Source organism: Lentzea sp. HUAS TT2, from assembly GCF_051853195.1.
Taxonomy (GTDB): Bacteria; Actinomycetota; Actinomycetes; order Mycobacteriales; family Pseudonocardiaceae; genus Lentzea.
The window spans coordinates 6674557-6697552 of sequence record NZ_CP196667.1; the positions used below are offsets into that span (position 1 = coordinate 6674557).

Here is a 22996-nt window from a genome sequence, read left to right on the forward strand (position 1 = left end):
TCCTGGTCGTACGTCGTACTACGGCCTGGTCACGGCCGTGGTTCAGGGAGTCGGGCAAATACTTCCGGGACGAATGCAAATGATCACGCGCTCGCGCGGCGCACCAGAGACGTCGGCAGCAGCATGGACTGCGGCAGTTTCTCCTCGCCGGCCAGCTCGGCGAGCAGCCGCCAGGTCATCGCCCGGCCGAACCCCTCCACGTCCTGCCGCACGGTGGTGAGCGGCGGCACGGCCGTCGACGCGAGCACGGAGTCGTCGAACCCCACCACCGCCACGTCGTCGGGGATCCGGTGGCCCCGCGCCTGGAGCACCCGCAACGCGCCCAGCGCCATGATGTCCGCGGCCACGAAGACCGCGTCGAGGTCGGGCGCCCTGCGCAGCAGCTCCTCCATCGCGAGCGCACCGCTGTCGGGCGTGAAGTCGCTGTGCACCACGAGTTCCACGGGCATGCCGTGTTCCGCGAGCCCGCACCGCCAGCCGCTCAGGCGGTCCATGCCGACCGCCATGTCGACGGGCCCGGCGATCGTGGCGATCTTCTCGCGGCCCAGGGAGATGAGGAACCGCACGGCGCCGAGCGCGCCGTTGAAGTTGTCCGCGTCGACGAACGGGACGGCGCCGCCGGCGAGCGGACGGCCGCCCACCACGATGGGCAGCCCCGTCTCGTGCAACGTCCTCGGCAACGGGTCCTCGCCGTGCAGGCTCACGACGAGGGCACCGTCGACGTGCCCGCCGGTGAGGTACGCGATCTGGTCCTCACCGTCGAGCGGCTGGTTCATCATCAGCAGGAGCTGGACGTGCCGTCCCGCGAGCTCGGCGTGCACCCCGCGCAGCACGCCGGCGAAGAACGGGTCGGCGAGCACCCGGCTGCCCTGCTCCGAGATCACCAGCGCGATCGCGTTCGCCTTGCTGCCGGCCAGGGTCCGCGCGGCGTGGTTGGGGCTGTACCCGAGCATCGCGATCGCGCGGTGGACCGCCTGGCGCGACCGTTCGCTCACGTACTTCTCGCCGTTGATGACCCTGGAGACGGTCGACTTCGACACCCCGGCCACGCGCGCGACCTCCTCGATGCGCGGGCCGGGGCGCCGACTCCTGCCTTCCGTCATGAGACGGCGACCAGCGCGTTGTCGCGCGCCACCCTGCTGTACCACCTCGCACTCATCTTGGGCGTGCGGATCTGGGTCTCGTAGTCGACGTGGACGATGCCGAACCGCTTCGCGTACCCCTCCGCCCACTCGAAGTTGTCCAGCAGCGACCAGCAGAAGTAGCCGCGCAGGTCGACGCCCGCCTCGATCGCCGCGTGGGCGGCGCGCAGGTGGGACGCGATGAAACCGGTGCGGTCCACGTCGTCGATGGCGCCGGTGCCGGAGAAGTCGTCGCGGAACGCGGCGCCGTTCTCCGTGATGTACAACGGAAGCCGCGGGTAGTCCTGGTGCACCCGCATCAGCACGGCGGTGAGCCCGTCCGGCCTGACCTCCCAGCCCATGTCGGTCGTCGGGGCGTCGCGGGGCGGGAACGAGGCGTGCTGCACGCCGACCCACGGCGACGGGCCGGACTCCCCGTTGGGCGTGGAGCTGACGTAGTGCTCGGTGTAGTAGTTCACGCCGAGCATGTCCATCGGCCCGGAGATCACGCCGAGGTCGCCGTCCTTGATGTGCTCACCGAACCCGAACGGCTCGAGGTCCGCGAGGATGTCGGCCGGGTACTCCCCGCGCAGCAACGGGTCCAGGAAGATCCGCTGCTGCAGCCCGTCGAGCCTGCGCGCGACGTCGAGGTCCGCCGGGTTGCCGGGGTCCACGGGGATGATCGGGTACATGTTGAGCGTGATGCCCACCTTGGCGTCCGGCTGGGCGGCGCGGATGGTGTCGGCCGCGAGCCCGTGCGCGAGCAGCAGGTGGTGCACGGCGGCGACGGCGGCCGCGGGCTCGGTGCGGCCGGGGGCGTGGATCCCGCCCGCGTAGCCGAGGAACGCCGAGCACCACGGCTCGTTCATCGTCGTCCACGTCTCGACCCGGTCGCCGAGCGCCTCGACGGTGGCGGCCGCGTAGTCGGCGAACCGGAAGGCGGTGTCGCGGTTGGCCCAGCCGCCGGTCTCCTCCAGCTTCTGCGGCAGGTCCCAGTGGTACAGCGTCGGCCACGGCACGATGTCGTGCGCCAGCAACGTGTCGATCAGCCGCTGGTAGAAGTCGAGTCCTGCCTGGTTGACCTTCCCGCCGTCCGGACGCACGCGCGGCCAGGCGATCGAGAACCGGTAGGCCTTGAGGCCCAGGTCCGCCATCATGGCGACGTCCTGCTCGAAGCGCCGGTAGTGGTCGGCGGCAGGTTCACCGCAGTCGCCGCCCACCACCTTGCCGGGTTGCCGGCAGAACTCGTCCCAGATGGAGTCGGTGCGGCCGTCCACGTCGGTCGCACCTTCCACCTGGAACGCGGCGGTCGCGGCTCCCCACAGAAAACCCTGCGGGAAAACAATGTTCTCCATTTTCACCCCTTGACGGCGCCCTGCATCACACCGGCGACGATCTGCCGCCCGAGCACGAGGAAGACGATGAGCACCGGGACGGTCGCGAGCGTGGTCCCGGCGAGTACGAGCGAGTAGTCGACGTAGTAACCGCTTTGCAGCTTCTCCAGCGCGACCTGCAGCGTCGGGTTGTCGGCGTTGAGCACGACCAACGGCCACAGGAAGTCGTTCCAGGACTGCATGAACGTGAACACGCCCAGCATCGCGGCGGCCGGCCGCGCGGCGGGCAGCGCGACGTGCCAGAACGCGCGCCACAGGCTGCAGCCGTCCATCCGCGCCGCCTCGACGAGCTCGTCGGGGATGGCGTCGAGCAGGTACTGCCGCATCCAGAACACGCCGAACGCGGTGACGAGGTTCGGCACGATCACGGCCTCGAGCTCGCCCGCCCAGCCGAACTCGGCCATCGCCATGTACAGCGGGATGATGCCGAGCTGGGTGGGCACTGCCAACGTTGCCACGACGAACAGGAACAGCACGCCGCGCCCGCGGAAGCGCAGCTTCGCGAAGGCGAACCCGGCCAGCGTGGACAGCAGCACCACCGAGAACGTGACGGTGCCGGACACGATGAAGCTGTTGCCCAGCGCCTTCCAGAACGGGACGGTGTCGAACACCCGTGTCGCGTTGGAGAAGAAGTTCCCGCCGGGGATCAGCGTGAAGTCCCCGGTCAGCACCGAGTTGTCGCGGCTGGCGACGAGGAACGACCAGTAGAACGGGAAGGCAGAGCCCAGCACGAACGCGGCGAGAAAGCCGTAGATCGCGAAGGAGGGGCGTTTCATCATTTGACAGCCCTCCTGGTGAGGAAGAAGTTGAGGCCTGCCACGGTGATGACGACCAGGAACAGCACCCAGGCGATGGCGGAGGCGTAGCCGAGGTCGAGACCCTGGAACGCCGACTGGTAGAGGTAGAGCACGACGGTCTGGTACTGGTGCTCCGTGCCACCGCCGCTGCCGCCGGAGGGCTCGAACAGCTTCGGCTCCGTGAAGATCTGCAGGCCGCCGATGGTCGAGGTGACGATCACGAAGATCAGCGTCGGCTTGAGCAGCGGGAGCGTGATGCTGAAGAACCGGCGCAGTGCGCTCGCACCGTCCACCAGCGCGGCCTCGTAGACGTCACGGGGGATCGCCTGCATCGCGGCCAGGATGATCAGCGCGTTGTAGCCGGTCCACCGCCAGTTGACCATCGACGCGATGGCGACGTGGCTGCCGAAGGTGCTGGCCTGCCAGTCGATCGGGCCGATGCCCACCGTGGTGAGCACGCTGTTCACCAGGCCGTACTGCGGGCCGAACAGGTTGCCGAAGATGATCGTCAGCGCCACGAGGCTCGCCACGTAGGGGAGCAGCACGCCCATCCGCCACCCGGTGCGAGCCCGCAGGTTCGCGTTCAGCAGCCCCGCGATCAACACAGCGAGGACGATCTGCGGGCCGCTGGAGAGCAGGAAGATGCTGAAGGTGTTGAACAGCGCGTTCCAGAACTGGTCGTCCTCGAACAGCGTGCGGTAGTTCTCCAGGCCGATGAACAACGGCTCGTCGGCGCCGACCTCCCAGTCGAACAGGGAGACGTAGGCCGTGTAGAGCAACGGGAACAGACCGATGGCGCCGAAGAGCACGAAGAAGGGGGCGACGAACAGGTACGGCGAGACCTTGGTGTCCACATTGGACATGCGGTACCGCCGCGGGGACCGCGGGCGAGATTCCTGCTCTCGCCCGCGGTCCACCTTGGAAAGAGTGGCGGTCACTACTTGGCCGCCTTCTGAGCACCCTCGACTGCCGTCTTCCAGGCCTCGTCGGCGTTCTTGCCCTGCTCGACCGACTGCAGCGCCGGGCTGAACACCGTCTCCTGGATCTGACCGTCGGCCGGACCCTTGTACTGCGCGGCCTTGATCTTCTTGGCCTGCGTGGCGAACAGCGCGCCGGCCTTGGCGTCACCGAAGTACGCGTTGGTCTGCTCCAGCAGCTCCGGAGCGTCGAGCGCCTTCAGCTGGCTCGGGAAGGTGCCCTTGGCCTTGAACGCCTTGATCTGCTGCTCCGGCGCGGTCAGCCAGGCGGCGAGCTCGGCGGCCTTCTTCGCGTTCTTGCTCTGCTTCGGCACGGTCAGGTACGAGCCGCCCCAGTTGCCGCCACCGTTCGGGAACGCGTCGGTGACCGCCCACTGGCCCTTGTTCTCGGGACCGGCCTGGGACTCGACCACGCCGAGCATCCACGACGGGCACGTCTTGGTGGCGAACTTGCCGAGCTTGAAGCCGGTGTTCCACTCGTTGCTGAACGCGCCGAGCCGGGCCGACTGTCCCTTCGCGACGGCCGCGGTCACCGTCGTCCAGTTGGCCTTGATGGCCGTGTTGGTGTCGACGACCAGCTTGTCGGACTTGTCGTAGTAGCCGGTCTCCAGCTGGTTGTGCATGGCGTTGTAGACCTGCGCGGCGCTGTCGAACCACGCGACGCCGGGAACCTTGGCGATGAACTGGTCGCCGGCGGCGAAGTAGCTGTCCCACGTGGCGAAGAGCGCCTTGACGCCCTCGGGGTCGGACGGCAGGCCCGCCTTCGCGAACAGGTCCTTGCGGTAGCACATGGCGAGCGGACCGATGTCGGTCCCGTAGCCCATGAGCTTGCCGTCCTTGGTGGTGATCGCCTCGGTCTTCCACTTCAGCCAGCGGTCGTCCTCGACCTTCGGGCCGATCTCCTTGAGATCGTTGAACTGCCCGGCCTTCGACATGAACTGGCTGAGGTAGCCCTCCTCGACGCCCTCGATGTCCGCGAGCCCGGAACCGGCGCCCAGCTTCGTGAACAGGTTCTGGTGGTGCGGCTGCCCCTGGCCCGTCTTGCGCTGCGTGATCTTGACGTCCGGGTGGGCTGCCTCGTACTCCTTGAACAGCTCTTCGTAGCCGAACTCGTTGAACGTGGCGATCGTCAGCTCGGTCTTTCCGTCTGCGGTCTGACCGGCCCCGCCTGACCCGCACGCGGTGGTGGCGGCGGCGGACACGGCGGCACAGATCAGCACGCTGATCCAACGGTGTCGCACGGGAGAACTCCTCTGGTCTCGGCGGCGGTTCTGGGAGCGCTCCCAGACGGGGAGGAGTGTCGTACTGGCTTCGAACGTGTGTCAAGACACACTTCGGGCCGTGCCAGGCACTTTCGATGCGCGGCGGCGGGGTGACCTCGCGGTTCATGGCTCAGGTCACAGTTGGGAAACCTGGGAGCGTTCCCGGAAGTGTGACCGATGGGTTAACACTGCGTGCTTCTTCCTGCACGGACCGCGTCGAGTGGCTGGTGGCGGGGTGGGGAGCGTCAGTCGGAAAGGTGTCAGTGAGGCGAACGGTGCCGGCGGCGGACGGGCTGCGTCAGTTGGAGGACAGCTCCGGGGTGCGGAAGGGTGAGGCGCTGTTCGGTGGGGCGGCGCCAGAGAGGATGGCGTCCGGCGCACACATCGCGTCAGGCAGAACCGGTGTCAGGCAGAACCGGCGTCGGGTGGACCGCCGCGGCCCCCGGCGCGCCGGTTCAGGCGCTGGCCCGCCGCACCAGAGACGTGGGCAGCAACAGCGACGGCGGCAGCCCGTCGTCCCCGGCCAGCTCACTCAGCAGCCGCCACGTCATCGTCCGGCCGAGCTGCTCGACGTCCTGCCGGACGGTGGTGAGCGGCGGGGTCGCGGTGGACGCGAGCAGGGAGTCGTCGAACCCGACGACCGCCACGTCCTCCGGCACCCGCCGGCCGCGCGCGTGCAGCACCTGCAGCACACCCAGGGCGATGATGTCGGCGGCGACGAAGACGGCGTCGATCCCGGGGGCCCGGTCCAGCAGTTCGGTCATGGCCAGTGCGCCGCTCTCGGGCGTGAAGTCCGCCTCCGCCACGAGGTCCGCGGGCAGCCGCGCCTCGCCCAGGCCGCGGCGCCAGCCGCTGAGCCGGTCCAGGCCCGCCGCCATGTCGCGCGGGCCCGCCACGGTCGCGATCCGCGTGCGGCCCAGGGAGACCAGGTGCCGCACGGCGTCGAGGCCGCCGGTGAAGTTGTCCGAGTCGACGAACGGGACGGAGCCCGCGGCCAGTGGGCGCCCGCCCGCCACCACGGGCAGGCCGAACTCCTGGAGCCGGAGCGGGAGCGGGTCGTCGCCGTGCAGGCTGACGAGCAGTGCGCCGTCCACGTGGCCGCCCGCCAGGTAGGCGAGGAGGTCGTCGTGGTCCTCCGGGCGGCTCAGCATGAGCAGCAGCTGGATGCGGCGGCCGGTCAGCTCCGCGTGCACGCCGCGCAGGATGCCCGCGAAGAACGGGTCGCCGAGGACGCGGCTGCCCTGTTCGGAGACGATCAGCGCGATGGCGTTCGCCTTGTTGCCGGCGAGGGAGCGGGCCGCCTGGTTCGGGCTGTACTTGAGATGGGTGATCGCCGTGTGGACGGCGTCGCGTGCCTTGGCGCTCACGTACTGCTCGCCGTTGATGACCCGGGAGACCGTCGACTTGGACACTCCGGCCAGCCGGGCGACCTCTTCGATCCGCGGGCCTGGCCGTCGTTGCCGGTCGATCTCCGTCATGAAGCTCATCGTAGGAGTCCGGGACCGTCAGATCGAATGTGACGAAACGCCCGCGTGTCCGGTTCGTGAGAGCGCTACCGCGATTGGGAACGGGGCGGGACGCCTGTGCCGCGCAGAACGTCCCGCCCCGAGGTTCGTCAGGGCTCTGTGCCCCACGTGAGGGTGCCGCCGGTGTGGGCGGTCACCCTGTCGAAGTCGGAGAGTGAGTTGCTGACTCGGTAGCTGTGGTCGTCGGTCTGGTTGAAAGAGGACCAATCGGACTTCGCTGTCCGCACCTGGATCTCGCCCGTGCTCGCGCCCGCGGCGAGGCTGCCGGAGCTGAACGAGACCTCCAGGTACGCGTCGGCGCCCGTGCGTGCAGCCGAGAGTTTGACCACCCTCACCTGGACTGTGGAGCAGCCGATCTGCGCCCAGTCGCACCACGCCTGGTACGTCGTCGAAGGTGCTTCGCCGGTGAACCAGTACCTGATCGTCGTAGAAGTCAGGCTGACCGGCGACGTGCCGCGGTTCGTCAGCTGGAGCGTGGCACCGATCTGGTTGGACGTGGCCGCGCCGGATCCCTTGTGCTGCACCGTGAGAGTGGCGGCGACGCCGGGGAGTGTGCGCGTGGTGACCGTGGTGCTGGCGGAAGAGACGTTGCCCGCCGCGTCGCGGGCGCGCACCGAGAACGAGTACGGCGTGTCCGGTGTGAGGCCGGTGACCCGCAGGCTGGTCGTGGTCGCCGATCCTGTGACGGTAGTGCCGCTGAGCACGTCGTACCCGGCCACCCCGACGTTGTCCGTCGAGGCCGTCCAGCTCAGCGTGACGCTCGTCGGACCGGCGTCGGAGGCGGTCAGTCCACTCGGGACCGACGGCGGTTCGCTGTCCTCGACGGCGCCGCCGGGCTCGGTGCCCCACACGGTCTTCCCGTCCTGGCGCAGCGTGATCCGGTCGGTCTGGGCGACGGTGTTGCCGCTGCCGAGGCCGGTGTGGGACCAGTCGTTGGCCGGGTCCCACGTGCCCGCGCTGGTGATGCGGAACTGGACCTCCTTGCGGTACGCGGACTGCCCGGCCGGAGCGACGCCGGTGCACGGGATCTCCACGTAGTACACCGCGCCGCTGTGCTGCACCGGCGAACTCGGTGTGCCGCACTGGTTGTAGTTCGTGGTGACGGTGATCTGGCCGGGTGTGGTGGCGCCGTCGAGCGTGAAGTAGTAGCGCAGCGTGCCGTTGAACGTCCGCGCCGGCCACGCGCTCTTGTTGAGCACGAACGCCTTGATCTCGGTGAACTGGGCGGCGCTCTGGTTCACCGACGCCTGCACGGTCAGCTCGGGGCCGTCCGGGGTCTCCGCCGTCGGGAAGGAGGCGAGCGGGGTGCCGCCGAACTCCCCGTACAAGCGGGCGAGCGCGCCGGTGAAGCCCGCGTTGTAGTCGAGCGCGACCTCGTTCATCACGTAGTCGCTGCGGCTGTCGGTGTAGGCGTCGTTGTTGGTGCTGGGACCGCCGACCAGCGCGCCGTAGAGCGTGTGCCGGCTGACCACGGGTTCCTGGATGCTGTCGGCCCACGAACCGTGCGCGCCCCGGTGGTGCGGGTTGCGCGGCGGGTTGGTGCCGAACCCGACGACGTAGCTCGCGTTGCGCGGGTTGTCGCCGAGGGCGTAGTTGATCTGCCGCACGCCGAAGTCGTGATAGGTCCTGGCGCGCGAGCTGTCGCGGGTGGACAGCCAGTCCGAGTAGGTCAGCGCGGCGAACGCGGTGTTGGCGGCGTAGCGCAGCGAACCCCAGCTGTCGAGCACCGCTTGGCCGCCGGGGGAGTAGCGCACCCGGTTGCCGTTGTACCCGGTGGTCCAGAAGTCCAGCCAGCGGTTGGCGTCGGTGATGTACGCCTGCTCGCCGGTCAGCTTCGCCATCAGGACATAGGCGCCGTAGGACTTGTCGTCCCAGGCGATGGTCCACTTGTAGGAGCGTTCGGTGCTCTGCGGCTCGGTGCCGAGCTTCTGGTACTCCGTCTTCGCCTTGGTCAGGTAGCTCGCGTCACCGGTGGCGCGGTGCAGCCAGATCGCACCCCAGACGAGCTCGTCCTGGTAGCCGCTCCACGAGTTGTAGAAGTTCGCGGCGTCCGTGATGCACGAGCTGTACTTGCCGCGATAGGTGTCCGCGAACGTGTAGAGCTGCTTGGCGTGCGTGAGGAGGGTGGCCGCGTAGGTGGGATCGGTGTCCTTGAAGACCATCGAGGCCGACGCCATCGCCGCCGCGTACTCGCCGGCGAGGTCGGAGCCGGGACACGAACTGTCCACTTTGTACGACGGGCGCGCCATCGGCATGACCTCCGCCGAACCCCACCACGCGTGGTCGGGGTTGCCGGCGCCGACCTGCCCGTAGACGACGTTCGGCGACGGGTGCGCCTTGATGATCCAGTCCGTGCCGTGCCGCAGGTTCGCCAGGAGGTGTGAGAACTGACCGGAGCCCACGTAGGCGGCCCGGTTCTCGACCGCGCCCCAGGCGAGCATCGACACGCTGAACGCGAAGGGCAGCCCGAACTTCACGTGGTCGCCGGCGTCGTAGAAGCCGCCGGAGAGGTCGAGGCCGACGTCGGAGCCGTCGCGCAGGGCCGAGTCCCCGCGCCAGCTCACGCGGTTGCCCGCGGGCAGCTTCCCCGAACGCTGCGCGTCGTAGAACCAGACCGACTTCTGCAGCGCCTCCCCGTAGTTGAACGCGGGCGCGGCCGCCGAGTGCGACACCAGCGGGCCGACCGCCAGTGCGAGCACCGCGACGACGGCGGCTGTCACAGCTCTGAACACGCGACGGTGCACGTCAGCCTCCGATGACAGGGGAACCGGGATCTGGGAGCGCTCCCAGAACGGGGACTGTAACGGTCACGAAAGCGCTGCGGCAGAGCATTTCCGCGTTCGATTTCGAATCGACGGAACGCTTCCTGGTGTTGGCCCCGCTGGTTACAGTGCGGCCATCTGGGAACGCTCCCAGGTCGGGAGGTGTGTGTCGTGTCCGGAAGGCGCTTTGCCGCACTGACGGCGGGTTTCGTCTCGGTGGCCGCGAGCATCGGGTTGGCGGTCGTGGCTCCCGCCGCGGCGGCTCCTGGCTGCAAGGTCGACTACGCGGTGCCGAGCCAATGGGGTGGCGGGTTCACCGCGAACGTGTCCGTCACGAACCTCGGTGAGCGCGTCGACGGCTGGCGCCTGACCTGGAGGTGGCCGTCCGGCCAGCAGGTGACCCAGGCGTGGAACGCCACCGTCACGTCGTCCGGCGCCGACGTCACCGCGGTCAACGCCGGCTACAACGGCGTGATCGAGCCGAACGCCAAGGTGTCCTTCGGGTTCAACGCCAGCTGGTCCGGCACCAACACGGCACCGCAGTCGTTCGCCCTCAACGGCGTCACGTGCACCGGCGAACCGGGCACACCCCCGACCACGACGACGACCACCACCACCACCACCGGAAACCCCGTGCCGGGCGACGCGATGGCGCAGGTGGCGGCGATGCAGCCGGGCTGGAACCTCGGCAACACGCTGGACTCCACCGGCGGCGACGAGACCTCCTGGGGCAACCCGCGCGTCACGGAGGCCCTACTGGACAACGTGAAGGCGCAGGGCTTCAAGAGCATCCGCGTCCCCGTCACGTGGGGCCAGCACCAGGGCGCGGACCACGTGATCGAGGCGGCATACCTGAACCGCGTCAAGGAGGTCGTGGGCTGGGCGCTGGCCGACGGCTTCCAGGTGATGATCAACATCCACCACGACTCGTGGCAGTGGATCTCGGCGATGCCGTCCGACCGGACCGGCGTGCTCACCCGCTACAACGCGATCTGGACGCAGCTCGCGACCGCGTTCAAGGACTCGCCGGGGAAGCTCGTCTTCGAGAGCGTCAACGAGCCGCAGTTCACCGGCAGTTCGGGTGACGCCCAGAGCGCCCAGCTGCTGCACGAGCTGAACGCGTCGTTCCGCGACATCGTGCGCCGCTCGGGTGGCAACAACGCGAGCCGCCTCCTCGTGCTGCCCACCCTGCACACCTCGTCCGACCAGGCGCGGCTCGACGAGCTGGCCACGTCGATCAGGGGGTTCGACGACCCGAACCTGATCGCGACCGTGCACTACTACGGCTACTGGCCGTTCAGCGTGAACGTCGCCGGTGGCACCCGGTACGACGCGACCGCGCAGAAGGACCTGACCGACTCGTTCGACCGCGTGTACAACACCTTCGTCGCACGCGGCGTCCCGGTGATCCTCGGCGAGTACGGACTGCTCGGGTTCGACCGGCACACCGGCACGATCGAGCAGGGCGAGAAGCTGAAGTTCTTCGAGCACCTCGGCTACTACGCGCGCACCAAGAAGATCACCACGATGCTGTGGGACAACGGCCAGCACCTCGGCCGCACCTCTTTCCAGTGGAGCGATCCCGAACTGGCCGCGCAGTTCAAGTCGAGCTGGACGACCCGCTCCGGCACGGCGTCGACCGACCAGGTCTTCAGCGCCAGGTCGAGTGCCATCACCGCCAAGACGATCACGTTGAACACCAACGGAACCACGTTCACCGGCCTGCGCCAGGGCACGACAGAACTCGTGCGCGGCAACGACTACACGGTCTCGGGCGACCAGCTCACGCTGACCGCGGCGGCGATGACCCGGTTGAGCGGATCACGGGCCTACGGCACGAACGCCGTGCTCACCGCCCACTTCTCCGCGGGCGTGCCGTGGCGGATCAACCTCATCACCCACGACGTCCCGTTGCTGTCCAACGCGACCGGCACCACCGGTGCGTTCTCGATCCCGACCACCTTCCGCGGCGACCTGCTCGCCACGATGGAGGCGAAGTACGCCGACGGGTCGAACGCCGGGCCGCACAACTGGACCTCCTTCAAGGAGTTCGACCGGGCGTTCGCGCCGAACTACACCAGCGGTGTCACGACGCTCACGCCCGAGTTCTTCGCCGAGGTCAACGACAACGCGCGGGTGACGCTGACGTTCCACTACTGGAGTGGCGCCACCGTCACCTACTACGTCACCAGGTCGGGCAGCGCGGTCACGGGGAGCTCGTGACCTTCAGCCCGCGGCGCAGCGCGGCGATCTCGTCGGCGAACATCCGGGTCGAGATCTCCGCGCTCGCCACCATCGACGAACCGTGGAACGTGCCGGGGTAGAGGTGCAGCTCGACCGGCACGCCCGCGTGTGCGAGACGGCGCGCGTACTCGACGCCCTCGTCGCGCAACGGGTCGAACTGGCACGTCGACACGAACGTCGGCGGCAGGCCGCTGAGGTCGGTCGCGCGGGCCGGGGCGGCGTACGGCGAGACGTCGTCCCCGCCCGGTTCGGTGCCGAGGTAGGCCGTCCAGCTGTAGACGGCGTTGGGGCGGTTCCAGATCGGGGTGTCGACGTAGTCGGTCATGGACTCGGTGCCGAGCCGGTCGTCGAGCTCGGGGATGCCGAGGAACTGGAAGCACGGCTCGGGGCCGCCGCGGTCGCGTGCCATCAGCACGGTGCCTGCGGTGAGGCCGCCACCGGCGCTCTCGCCGCCGATGCCGAGCCGCGCGGGGTCGATGCCCAGCTCGCTCGCCTTCTCGGCGGTCCACTTCAGCGCGGCGTAGCAGTCCTCGACCGGAGCGGGGAAGGGGTGCTCGGGCGCGAGCCGGTAGTCCACCGACACGATGACGATGCCCAGTTCGTCGGCCAGGCGCAGGACGTGGGCGTGGAACGTGTCGAGGTCACCGAGCACGAACCCGCCGCCGTGGACGTAGACCAGTCCCGGCACCAGGCCCTTGCGGTTCGCCGGGCTGTAGACGCGCACCGGCACGTCCGGGGCGTCGGACGGGCCGGGCACCGTGACGTCCCGGACGTCGATCGGGTTCGCCGGTTCGTAGGCCGGCATGAGATCGCTGAGTTGGGACTGCTGGCCACGCGCCGCCTGCAGCGCCTCGTAGTCGGGCAGGGCCACCAACGGCAGCATGTCGAGCCATGGCAGCAGTTCGGGATCGACGTTGTAGCTCATGCACTGATCCTCGGGGTGTGACGTCGGTGTGGGCAGCCGACAGGTGGCGGGAGATCGGGGCCTCCGCCCAGCCACCTGTCGGGGCTATGGTGGCGTGATGCGAGGCCTGCTGCTGAGGTTGTCCGGGCTGGACGCCGACGCCGAGAGCGCGGTGAGGGTGATCGGGTTCTTCGATCGCCTGATCACCGAGCGCGCGGGCCTGGACGCGTTGGTGCGCAGCACGTCCGAACTCGCCGGGTGCCCGGTCGGCCTGAGCGCGCCTGGACAGGGACTGGCGCTGCGAGCCGACGCCGGTGGTGCCGTCACGGCGGGCCCGGTGCCCGCGCGGGCCTCCGTCCGCGCTCTCGAAGGCGGCGTGGAGGTCTGGGTCGCGCGCGAGGGCACGCCCGCGCCGCTGGACGACATGTTGCTGGAACGGTTCGCGATCGCCGCCGCTGTGCTGCTGGAGCACTCCAGCGTGCCGCTGCCGGAGCTGGGCGATCCGGCGTTGATCGAGCTGGTGCTGTCCGAAAGCGTTGGCACCGCGGAACGATCCCGCGCCCTGCACCTGCTCGGCATCGCCGCCACGGCACCGTTGCGCGTGCTCGCGGCGACCGGCGAGGTGCCCGGCCGGTCGGTGCTGCTGGGCGACGTGCGGGCGGTGCTGAGCACCGAGGTCCCCGCCGTGGACGGGCGGCTCGGCGTCGGGCCGCTGCTGCCCGCGATCGACGCGGCCAGGGCGTGGCACGCCGCGCGCACGGCGTTGCGGTACACATCGGACGGTGAACCGGTGGTGTGGTGGGAAAGGCTTGGCGGGCTGGCACTTCTCGCCGACCAGCTCGACTCCGCCGACATCGCGGCGCTGCCGGACGTGCGCGCGCTCGACCGGCTGGCCGCGGAACCGGGCATGATCACGATGCTGGACGCGTTGTGCGCCACCGGTTCGGTGCGCAAGGCCGCGGCGGTGCTGCACCGGCACCACAGCACGATGACCGTCCGGCTCGCCCGCGCCGAAGCACTTCTGGGATTCGATCTCGACGAGGCACCCGGACGGTTCCGTCTTCACCTCGCCCTCATGCTGCGGCGCCTGCGGGACAACGCCTAGGAGACCGGCGCCTGCCACAGGCCCACGAGGGCGTCCACGAGACCGGTCGCGGCGTCGGCCCAGCTGGCGCGCGGGGTCGGGGTGTTCTCGGCCAGCGCGCGCTCGCGTTCGGCGATCATGTGCACCAGCAGCTGGCGGGCCATGTCGTGCCGTTCGGCGCGCACGTCGTCCGGCAGGCCCGCCAGGCAGGAGTTCAGGCCCGCCAGGATGCGCACCTGCGACGGCGACGAGCGCGTCTCCTCGATGATGATCGGCCGCAGCGTCGGGTCGGTCATGACCTGCGCGCCGAACCGGGCGAACCAGGTGGGGCTGCCGACCGCGTCCAGGTGCTCGGTGACCGGGCGGACGAGGCAGCTGAGCCAGTCCCGCAGGCCGGGGGAGTCGCCCAGTTCGGAGACCATCCGCTGCCGGATCTCCTCGACCTGGGCCAGGTGCTTGCGCGCGATGGCGCGGACGAGGTCGGCCTTGGTGCCGAAGTGGTAGCCGACCGCCGTGTTGTTGCCCTGTCCGGCCGCCTCGCTGACCTGGCGGTTCGAGACCGCCAGCACCCCGTGCTCGGCGAACAGGCGCTCCGCCGCGGTCAGGATCAGCTCGCGGGTGGCGTGCGCCCGTTCGGCCCTCGTCGGGTTGTCGACCTTGCTCATCACGTCACCATCTTCCACCGGGAGCTGCTCCGGACATCGCGGACATCCTGCGCAGGGGGCGTTCAAGATGCCTGCCCGCTCCAGATTAAGTCAAGTGACTGACTTAGACTCGGTCCCGTGCTCCTCGAAGAAACGCCTCCGGTGACCCGTCCGAACGTCGTCGTGGCAGTCCTCGCACTCGGCGGCATCACGGTGGCGCTGATGCAGACCCTGGTCATCCCTCTGCTGCCGAGGTTCCCGGCACTGCTGAACTCCTCGCCGGGCGACACCACCTGGGTGATCACGGCGACGCTGCTGGCCGGCGCGGTCGCGACCCCCGTCGTCGGCAGGCTCGGCGACATGTACGGCAAGCGCCGCATGCTCGTCGTCAGCCTGATCCTGCTGGTCGTGGGCTCGGTGATCGCCGCGCTGAGCTACTCGCTGGTGCCGCTCGTCGTCGGGCGCGTGGTGCAGGGGCTGGCGGTCGGTGTCATCCCGCTCGGCATCAGCATCATGCGCGACGAACTGCCGGTGGAACGGCTGGCCGGGGCGACCGCGCTGATGAGCGCCTCGCTCGGTGTCGGCGGCGCGCTCGGCCTGCCCGCGGCGGCGATCCTGGTCGAGCAGACCGACTGGCACATGCTGTTCTGGACGTCGGCGGGCGTCGGCACCCTGGTGCTGGCCGCGGTGCTGGTCTGCGTGCCGGAGTCCCCGGTCCGCAGCGGTGGGCGGTTCGACCTCCTCGGTGCGGCGGGTCTGTCGGTCGCGCTGGTCTGTCTGCTGCTCGGGGTGTCGAAGGCGTCGGTGTGGGACGGCGGCGCGGTCACGGGCCTGTTCGTCGTGGCGGCCGCGGTGCTCGGGCTGTGGGGCTGGTGGGAGCTGCGGTCACCGCGGCCGCTGGTCGACCTGCGCACCACGGCCCGGCGTCAGGTGCTGCTGACGAACATCTCGTCGCTGGTGTTCGCGTTCGCCATGTTCGCGCAGTCGCTGGTGCTGCCGCAGGTGCTGCAGCTGCCGGTCTCGACGGGCCACGGGCTCGGGCAGTCGCTGCTCGTCACGGGCCTGGTGCTGGTGCCGTCCGGCCTGGTCATGATGGCGACGTCACCGGTGGCCGCACGGATCTCGAACGCGCGGGGCCCGCGTGCCACCCTGATCCTCGGCACGCTCGTGGTCGCTGTCGGATACGGCGCGGGCATCTTCATGCTGACCGCGGTGTGGCAGCTGGTCATCATCTCGGCCGTCATCGGCGCCGGCATCGGCCTGGGCTACGGCGCGATGCCCGCCCTGATCATGGGCGCCGTGCCGACCTCGGAGACCGCCGCGGCCAACAGCCTCAACGCGCTGATGCGCGCGATCGGCACGTCGGTGTCGAGCGCGGTGGCGGGCGTGGTGCTCACGCAGGTGGGCCCGCCGTTCAGCTTCCAGCTCATCCTGGGCCTGGGCGCCGCGACCGCGCTCCTGGCGGTCGCGGTCGCGGCGTTCATCCCCTCGGCGAGTCCGGTGCGTGCCGTCAGCTGAAGAACCGCGTGATCTCCTGGGCGACGAAGTCCGGCTGCTCCTCGGCGAGCCAGTGGCCGGACCCGTCGACCCGCACGACCTCGAACTGGTTCGCGACGTTCGGCAGCGCGCCCAGGAACTGGTCGTAGGACGAGATCGAGGCCAGTCCCAGCACCGGCGGCACCAGCTTGGCGTACGTCTTGCCGTCCGCGATGTCCTGGTGGAAAGCCTGGTACCAGCCGTTGCTCGCGCGGATGGCCTCCGGCGAGTTGTAGTTGCGCGCGTAGATCTGCCGTGAGCGCTCGTCGATCGCGGACGGCGTGAACGCGGTGTTCGCGAACAGCCAGTCGACCAGGTACCGGAACCGGCCGGCCAGCAGCTGCTCCGGCAGGCCCATGACCTGGTTGAACGCGAACCACCACAGGCTGAATCCGCCCGGCGGCGGCAGCAGCGGGATCTGGTAGAAGCTCTCGTCGGGGTGCAGCACGTCCATGAACGCGACCTTCTTCGTCGCGGCGGGGAAGTTGGCCGCGAAGGAGAACGCGACCATGCTGCCCAGGTCGTGCCCGACGACGTTGACCTTGTCGTACCCGAGCTTCTTGACGAGCTCGTGGATGTCGGTCGCCATCGTCTTCTTGTCGAACCCGCCCGCTGGCTTGTCCGACCCGCCCTGACCGCGCATGTCGACCGCGATGACCCGGAACCTCGTCGCGAGCGCGGGCATGATCTTGTTGTACAGCCACCAGGTCTGCGGCCACCCCGGCAGCAGGAGCAGCGGTTCGCCCCTGCCGCCCGTGACGTAGTGCAGGCGCACCCCGTTGACCGTGGCGTAGTTGTGCTTGAAGCCGGGGAGGTTCGGCTCGGGCGCCTGTCTCCCGGTGTCCGCGGCGGCGGTCCCGGTGCCCGCCGCGAGCGCGGCGCCCGCACCCAGCGCGAACACCCTGCGCCTGTTCAGCTCCATGTCCCTTGCCCCCATCCGTTGCTCGGCGCGGACATCCGAACAAGCCGCGCTCGAGCACGGGTGGAGATCAGGGGACGAGGTGCGTCAGCCCAGCTCGGCCGAGTCGGTGAGCCGCAGCTTGCGCCGCGCCCGCTGGTAGAAGGTCGTCATCCCGAGCCGCACCACCCGAGCGGCGGCGGCCCTGCCGCGCAGCGACACCCGCTGGCCCGGTTCGACGTAGCCCGCGACCATGCCGTCCACCTCGACGGCGAGGCGGCCGCTGGTCGGGAGCAGGTCGAGGTCGACCTCGTCGCGCACCGACAGCACGACGCCCCGGTTGTAGGCGGAGTGCGGTGAGGCCGGGGTGACGAGCAGGGCCTCGACGGACGGGCTGGTGATCGGGCCGCCCGCCGAGAAGCTGTACGCGGTGGAACCGGTCGGGGTGGCGACGATGACGGCGTCGGCGGCGTAGCTGACGAACGGCTGGCCCGCCACGTTCACCGCGACGCGGGCGCTGCCCTCGCCGGGGATGCGGACGACGGCGATGTCGTTGAAGGCGGTGACCTGCTGGTCGTTGAACCGCGCGTCGATGGCCAGGCGGGGTTCGACGGTGAAGTCGTGGGCGTCGATCGCGCTCAACGCGGCCGGGAGGTCCGGCACGTCGACCTCGGCCAGGAAGCCGAGTTTGCCCAGGTTGACGCCGAGGACCGGGGCGCGTTCGCCGTCGGCCATGCGCATCGCGCGCAGCATCGTGCCGTCGCCGCCGAGGCTCACCAGCAGGTCGGAGCGGCGGCCCAGCTCCGCCGCGGTGACCGGGGTGGCCTCGCAGCGCAGGCGCTGGATCTCGTCGGAGATGCCGAGGATCTCGACACCGCGGTTGGTCGCCCAGCCGAGGACTGCCTCGACGGCGGCGGCGGAGTCTCGTTGCGGGTGCAGCACCAGGCCGGCGGCGTGCACGTCAGATCGTCCTCTGTCGGGTCACAGCACCAGTCTGCCGAATTCCCGGGCGGCGTGCGGGTTCTCAGCCGAACGGCCGATGTTCGTGGCGCCGAACCGGCCGTTCGGCGTGCGGGCGTGGCCTGGAGGGGGAGTCCTGAGTGGACCCGCGTTCCTAGGTTGGCTGCATGACCATCCTGCTAGCCGATCCGGTCGTGCGCGCCGTCCGAGTGCTCGACAACGGGGATCCTTTGGTGCCGTTGGACTACGCGCCCGGCGTGCTGGTGAGGGAGGGGCTCGCGCGGCGGCTCGACGTGGCCCGCGCGCTGCTTCCGTCCGGTGTGGACCTGCGGGTGATCGAGGGGCACCGCACCACCGCCGACCAGAGCGCGATCATCCAGCGGTACACGGCCGAGCTGCGTGAGCTCCACCCGGCCGCCGACACCGTCGAGCTCGACCGGTTGTCCAGCCGGTTCGTGGCGCCGCTGGCCGTCGCGCCGCACGTCGCGGGCGCGGCCGTCGACCTGACGCTGGTCACGACGTCGGGTGCGGAGCTGTGGATGGGTACGGAGGTCGACGCCACCCCTGAGGAGAGTGACGGCGCGTGCTTCTTCGCCGCGCCGGTCGACGACGAGGCCCTGCACAACCGGACCGTGCTGGCCGGGGCGCTCGGTGCGGCCGGGCTGGTCAACTACCCGACCGAGTGGTGGCACTGGTCCTACGGTGACCGCTACTGGGCGTTGCTGACCGGTGCTGACCACGCCGTCTACGGACCAGTGGAGGTGCCTGCGTGGGCGCGCGCGTGACGAGCCTGCGGCAGGCCTCGGCCGAGCCGTCGCTCTCGGTCGACCTCGCCGCGGTGGCCGCCAACACGAGGCGGTTCGTCTCGTGGGCTCGCGGCGGGGTGATGGCGGTGGTGAAGGCCGACGGGTTCGGGCACGGGCTCGGCGACGTCGCCCGCACGGCGGTGGCCTCGGGCGCCACCTGGATCGGGGTCACCTCGCTCGCCGAGGCCGCCGGGGTGCGGGAGTCCGGTGTGGACGTTCCCGTGCTCAGCTGGCTCAACCCGGTGGACGTGGACGTGCGCACGGCCGTGCGGTACGGGATCGACCTGAGCGTGCCGAGCCTGGAACACCTCGCGGCGCTGGAGGGCGGGGTGCGGGTGCACCTGCAGCTGGACACGGGGATGGCGCGCGACGGGGCCGCGCCGGAGACCTGGCTGTCGCTGATGTCGGCGGCCCGTCGTGCGGAACTGGCCGGGAGGGTCTCGGTTGTCGGGGTGATGGGACATCTGCCTTGTGCCGACATTCTTGGATCGAATGAGTCCGGCAAACGCGCGCTGCTGCGGGGAATCGAGATGGCGCGCCAGGCGGGGTTGCGGCCGTCGGTGCGGCACCTGGCGGCGACGAGCGCCGCGCTGACCGACCCCGGTACTCACCTTGACGTCGTCCGGATCGGGGCCGGACTGGTGGGGATCGACCCGTCCGGGACCACCCGGCTGCGCTCCGCCCTGCGGTTCACGGCGCCGGTGGTCCAGGTGCGGCGGGTCGCGGCGGGAACCGGGGTCGGGTACGGGCACGCGCACGTCACGGAACGTGCGACGACGCTGGCGCTGCTGCCGGTGGGCTATGCGGACGGCCTGCCGCGCAACGCCTCCGGCAACGCCGAGGTGTGGCTGGCCGGGCGGCGCCGCCCGGTCGCGGGGGTCATCTCGATGGACCAGGTCGTGGTCGACGTCGGGGACGACGTGGTGGAACCGGGGGACGAGGCGGTCGTGTTCGGGCCGGGGGACGACGGCGAGCCGACGGCGGCGGACTGGGCCCGCTGGGCGGGCACGATCCCGCACGAGATCGTGACGGGCATCGGGGCGAGGGTGCGGAGGAACGTTCGATGAGGGGCATCCGCGTCGCCGTGATCGGCGGCGGGCAGAACTGCGAGCACGACGTCTCCGCGGCGTCGGCGGAGTCGGTGCGCAAGGCGCTCGACCCGGTGAAGTACGAGGCGGTGCCGCTCACGATCGGCCGTGACGGCCGGTGGCACGGGCCGGGCGGGCAGGTGCTCGACACGCTGACGTCCGGCAGCCTCGCCGCCGCGCTCGACGTGCTCGCGACCTGCGACGTCGTGTTGCCGCTGGTCCACGGCCCGCTGGGCGAGGACGGCACGCTGGCCGCCCTGTGCGAACTGGCGGGTGTGCCGTACGCCGGCTCACCGCTGCGGGCCGGTGCGCTCGCGATGGACAAGTGGGCCACCAAGCTCGTCGCCGAGGCCGTCGGGGTGCGCACGGCGAGGGGGGTGCTGGTCACCAACGCGTCCACTGTGGACTTCAGCGGCCCTGTCGTGGTGAAGCCGGTGGCGGCGGGATCGAGCTTCGGGGTGACGCTCGTCGAGCGCGAGGAGGACCTCGAACCCGCCGTGCGCCAGGCACTGGAACTGGACGACCGCGTGCTCGTCGAGGAGGTCCTGACCGGCCGCGAGATCGACATCGCCGTGCTGGACGACCCGGAGGAGGGCCGCAGGACGGGGCCGCCGCTGGAGATCCGGGTGCCCGGCCTCTTCGACACGACCGTGAAGTACGACGGCAGCGCCGAGTTCGTGATCCCGGCCCCGCTGGCCGACGCCGAGCTCAAGGCGCTGGAGGACGCGGCGCTGAGGGTCTACGAGGCGCTCGGCTGCCGCGGGCTCGCGCGGGTCGACTTCTTCCTCACCGAGGACGGCCTGGTGCTCAACGAGGTCAACACCATGCCGGGCATGACGGCGGAGTCGCAGGTGCCCAAGATGTTCGCGGCCGCCGGACTGTCCTATCCGGACCTGCTCGACAAGCTCGTCCGGGGAGCGATGCGGTGAAGCGCATCGCAGGGCTGGACGTGTTGCGCGGCATCGCGATTCTGCTGGTGATGCTGCGCCACGCGTTCCCTGACGTGTTCCCCGGTGCGGGGGTGGTCGGCGTGGTCGTGTTCTTCACGCTGAGCGGCTACCTGATCACCGGCGTCCTGCAGAAGGAGCTGACCAACACCGGGCGCGTCGACTTCAAGCGGTTCTACCTGCGCCGCGCTCGCAGGCTGCTGCCCGCGTTGACAGCGCTGACAGTGATCTTCGCCGTCGTCACGCTCGTGTTCGATCCGTTGGGGGAGCGGGACAAGCTGCTCAAGACGGTGATCGTGCTGGTGACGTTCACGGGCAACCTGCCGATCAGCGGGGTGAGCCCGGCTGCGTTCCACGGCTGGACGCTCGCGACCGAGGAGCAGTTCTACCTGCTGTGGCCCGCGTTGCTGGCGTTCGCCTGGGTGCGCAACCGGACCGGCGCGGTCCTGGTCGTCACGGCACTGGGCGCGCTCGCGGCCTGCACGGCGACGCTCGTCTGGCTGTGGCCGAACGCCGACAACGCCTACGCGCTGCCGACGTCGTGGTTCGTGTGCTTCGTGATCGGCGCCGCGACCAGGCTCAGGCTGACCAGCGCACCGCGGTGGGCCGTGCCGATCGCGCTGACCGGGCTGGCGGTGCTCTCGGTGGTGCCGTTGCGGGGTCATGTGCTGACCTACCTGGTGGCGGGGCCGGCGATCGCGGTGTGCACGGCGGTGCTGCTGCTGGCCTGGTCGAAGTGGGAGCAGGTGGCGACGCCGATCCGCCCGCTGGTGGTGCTGGGCACGTTGTCCTACGGCGCCTACCTGTGGAACTACCCGCTGACGTTGTGGCTGCGGCCGGAGCTGGGCGCCGCCGCCGGACCGATCGCGGCGGTGCTCACGGTCGTGGCGGCGGCGCTCAGCTGGCGTTACGTCGAGGAACCGGTCATGCGGCGAGGTAGCCGTTCACCAGAGCGAGCCAGGCCGGCTTGACCCGCCAGCCGTCCGGCGCGGTGGGGTCGGCGTAGTAGACGCCGTGCGTGTCCGGGTTGGTGCCGCTGATCCGGTACGTCCACCACGCCCAGCCGATGCCGTTGTCGTCGAAGGCCCCCAGCACTTTGCGGGCCTTCGACCTCGCGTCGTCGTCACCGCTCTCGACGCCGACCTGGTTGATCCACACCGGCACGTCGTGGTCGGTGCGGAAACCGGTGATCTGCCCGATCCGGTTGAGCGGCTCGGAGAAGATGAAGTAGTTGCAGGTGTAGACGACCTTGGTGTCCGCCGTCGTGTACGCGCCTTCGAGGTGCGCGCAGCTGTAGTTGTCGTTGGGTCCCACGACGATCGGGGTCCGGCGGTCGATGCCGCGGATCACGCCGATCATCTCGTCGTAGAACGCCTTCACCCCGGCGTCGTCCACCCCGATCGGCTGGGGTTCCGGCAGGATCTCGAACGCTCCCACGTACGCCTTGGTCTTGTAGCGCCGCACCAGGAACTGCCAGACCTCCTTGAACTGCTGCTTCATCGCGGCGTTCGTCCAGAAGTTGTCGGGACGCCCACCCGCGCCCTGCCCGTGGTCGGAGTCCACGAACAGCGTGATCCACAGGCCCGCGGCGCTCGCCTGCTCGACGGTCTGGTCGAGCAACGCGAGGTGACCGGGCTTGATGTGGCTGAGGTTGCCCGGGTCGGTGTCGCGGCTGTCGACGCCGTCCTTCCACTCACCCCACCAGCGCAACGGGATGCGCACCGAGTTCGCGCCCGCGGCCACGTTGTCCGCGGGGTCCTGCTGCTGGACCGTGCCCCACTGCCCCCAGTTGTAGCCCCGCAGCACGATCGGGTCCCCCGCCGGGTCGACCACGTCCGCCCCGGACACGGAGAGCCGCGCCGGTGCGGCCGCCGTCGCCGGAACACCGGTCACCAGCAGCACCGCGGCGGTCGTGACGCCGAAGATCACCCGTCTCAGCCTCATGAGAATTCCCCTCTCGAGATCGGTCAGAACCGTTCGGGGCGATACGGTGCCGCACCCGACGAAGGGTCTGGTTCGGGTTCTGTTCGAAGTACGTCAAGATCG

General features: G+C 70.1%; 19 protein-coding genes. 7 read left to right on the forward strand and 12 right to left on the reverse strand.

Going from position 1 to position 22996, the window contains the following annotated elements:
- Positions 1 to 83: 83 nt before the first annotated feature.
- From ACSHWB_RS32265 to ACSHWB_RS32295, 7 genes are all read right to left on the reverse strand, one after another.
- The gene (locus tag ACSHWB_RS32265) at positions 84 to 1103 is read right to left on the reverse strand and encodes a LacI family DNA-binding transcriptional regulator (RefSeq protein ID WP_439657050.1); all 1020 of its coding nucleotides are present in this window, start codon (positions 1101 to 1103) and stop codon (positions 84 to 86) included.
- Complete coding sequence (locus ACSHWB_RS32270; protein WP_439657051.1) at positions 1100 to 2476, reverse strand: GH1 family beta-glucosidase; 1377 nt, start codon at positions 2474 to 2476, stop codon at positions 1100 to 1102. The genes ACSHWB_RS32265 and ACSHWB_RS32270 overlap by 4 nt, the downstream gene beginning before the upstream one ends.
- A 2-nt stretch (positions 2477 to 2478) precedes the next feature.
- Positions 2479 to 3294, reverse strand: a complete 816-nt coding sequence (locus ACSHWB_RS32275) for a carbohydrate ABC transporter permease (RefSeq protein WP_439657052.1) — start codon at positions 3292 to 3294, stop codon at positions 2479 to 2481.
- Positions 3291 to 4229, reverse strand: coding sequence for a carbohydrate ABC transporter permease (locus ACSHWB_RS32280; RefSeq protein WP_439657053.1), 939 nt, complete (start codon positions 4227 to 4229; stop codon positions 3291 to 3293). Before ACSHWB_RS32280 ends, ACSHWB_RS32275 begins: the two co-directional genes overlap by 4 nt.
- Positions 4230 to 4249: 20 nt before the next feature.
- Positions 4250 to 5530: an ABC transporter substrate-binding protein gene (locus ACSHWB_RS32285; RefSeq protein ID WP_439657054.1), complete on the reverse strand. Its 1281-nt coding sequence runs from the start codon at positions 5528 to 5530 to the stop codon at positions 4250 to 4252.
- A gap of 476 nt (positions 5531 to 6006) precedes the next feature.
- On the reverse strand, positions 6007 to 7029 hold the full coding sequence (locus ACSHWB_RS32290) for a LacI family DNA-binding transcriptional regulator (protein WP_439657055.1): 1023 nt from the start codon (positions 7027 to 7029) through the stop codon (positions 6007 to 6009).
- 137 nt (positions 7030 to 7166) lie between these two features.
- Entirely contained in the window at positions 7167 to 9809 is a 2643-nt protein-coding gene (locus tag ACSHWB_RS32295) for a glycoside hydrolase family 9 protein (protein WP_439657056.1), read from the reverse strand.
- A gap of 201 nt (positions 9810 to 10010) precedes the next feature.
- Here ACSHWB_RS32295 and ACSHWB_RS32300 point away from each other — a divergent pair, with 201 nt between their 5' ends.
- A complete protein-coding gene (locus ACSHWB_RS32300) occupies positions 10011 to 12062 on the forward strand; it encodes a cellulase family glycosylhydrolase (RefSeq protein ID WP_439657057.1) in 2052 nt (683 codons plus the stop codon).
- Here the strand turns inward: ACSHWB_RS32300 and ACSHWB_RS32305 are convergent.
- Positions 12046 to 13008, reverse strand: coding sequence for an alpha/beta hydrolase (locus ACSHWB_RS32305; RefSeq protein ID WP_439657058.1), 963 nt, complete (start codon positions 13006 to 13008; stop codon positions 12046 to 12048). The two genes, ACSHWB_RS32300 and ACSHWB_RS32305, sit on opposite strands and share 17 nt — an antisense overlap.
- A 97-nt stretch (positions 13009 to 13105) precedes the next feature.
- Here ACSHWB_RS32305 and ACSHWB_RS32310 point away from each other — a divergent pair, with 97 nt between their 5' ends.
- Positions 13106 to 14092, forward strand: coding sequence for a helix-turn-helix domain-containing protein (locus ACSHWB_RS32310; protein ID WP_439657059.1), 987 nt, complete (start codon positions 13106 to 13108; stop codon positions 14090 to 14092).
- Here the strand turns inward: ACSHWB_RS32310 and ACSHWB_RS32315 are convergent.
- Positions 14089 to 14736: a TetR/AcrR family transcriptional regulator gene (locus tag ACSHWB_RS32315; RefSeq protein WP_439657060.1), complete on the reverse strand. Its 648-nt coding sequence runs from the start codon at positions 14734 to 14736 to the stop codon at positions 14089 to 14091. The genes ACSHWB_RS32310 and ACSHWB_RS32315 overlap by 4 nt on opposite strands.
- Positions 14737 to 14853: 117 nt before the next feature.
- On the opposite strand from ACSHWB_RS32315, the gene ACSHWB_RS32320 reads away from it, so the two are divergent.
- Positions 14854 to 16233 carry an MFS transporter gene (locus ACSHWB_RS32320; RefSeq protein WP_439657061.1) on the forward strand — a complete coding sequence of 460 codons (1380 nt, stop codon included), beginning with the start codon at positions 14854 to 14856 and terminating at the stop codon, positions 16231 to 16233.
- On the opposite strand, the gene ACSHWB_RS32325 is transcribed toward ACSHWB_RS32320, so the two are convergent.
- Complete coding sequence (locus tag ACSHWB_RS32325) at positions 16226 to 17173, reverse strand: alpha/beta fold hydrolase (protein WP_439657062.1); 948 nt, start codon at positions 17171 to 17173, stop codon at positions 16226 to 16228. The two genes, ACSHWB_RS32320 and ACSHWB_RS32325, sit on opposite strands and share 8 nt — an antisense overlap.
- Positions 17174 to 17257: 84 nt before the next feature.
- Positions 17258 to 18109, reverse strand: coding sequence for an NAD(+)/NADH kinase (locus ACSHWB_RS32330; RefSeq protein WP_439657063.1), 852 nt, complete (start codon positions 18107 to 18109; stop codon positions 17258 to 17260).
- A 167-nt stretch (positions 18110 to 18276) separates the two neighbouring features.
- Here ACSHWB_RS32330 and ACSHWB_RS32335 point away from each other — a divergent pair, with 167 nt between their 5' ends.
- Genes ACSHWB_RS32335 through ACSHWB_RS32350 form a run of 4 tightly spaced genes read left to right on the forward strand, consistent with a single transcriptional unit; the run spans position 18277 to position 21921 of the window.
- Positions 18277 to 18894, forward strand: coding sequence for a M15 family metallopeptidase (locus ACSHWB_RS32335; RefSeq protein ID WP_439657064.1), 618 nt, complete (start codon positions 18277 to 18279; stop codon positions 18892 to 18894).
- Positions 18879 to 19982, forward strand: coding sequence for an alanine racemase (alr, locus tag ACSHWB_RS32340; protein WP_439657065.1), 1104 nt, complete (start codon positions 18879 to 18881; stop codon positions 19980 to 19982). The genes ACSHWB_RS32335 and alr overlap by 16 nt, the downstream gene beginning before the upstream one ends.
- Complete coding sequence (locus ACSHWB_RS32345) at positions 19979 to 20932, forward strand: D-alanine--D-alanine ligase family protein (RefSeq protein ID WP_439657066.1); 954 nt, start codon at positions 19979 to 19981, stop codon at positions 20930 to 20932. Before alr ends, ACSHWB_RS32345 begins: the two co-directional genes overlap by 4 nt.
- Positions 20929 to 21921 carry an acyltransferase family protein gene (locus tag ACSHWB_RS32350; RefSeq protein ID WP_439657067.1) on the forward strand — a complete coding sequence of 331 codons (993 nt, stop codon included), beginning with the start codon at positions 20929 to 20931 and terminating at the stop codon, positions 21919 to 21921. The genes ACSHWB_RS32345 and ACSHWB_RS32350 overlap by 4 nt, the downstream gene beginning before the upstream one ends.
- Here ACSHWB_RS32350 and ACSHWB_RS32355 read toward each other — a convergent pair.
- Complete coding sequence (locus tag ACSHWB_RS32355; RefSeq protein ID WP_439657068.1) at positions 21875 to 22894, reverse strand: glycoside hydrolase family 5 protein; 1020 nt, start codon at positions 22892 to 22894, stop codon at positions 21875 to 21877. The two genes, ACSHWB_RS32350 and ACSHWB_RS32355, sit on opposite strands and share 47 nt — an antisense overlap.
- Positions 22895 to 22996: the final 102 nt, after the last annotated feature.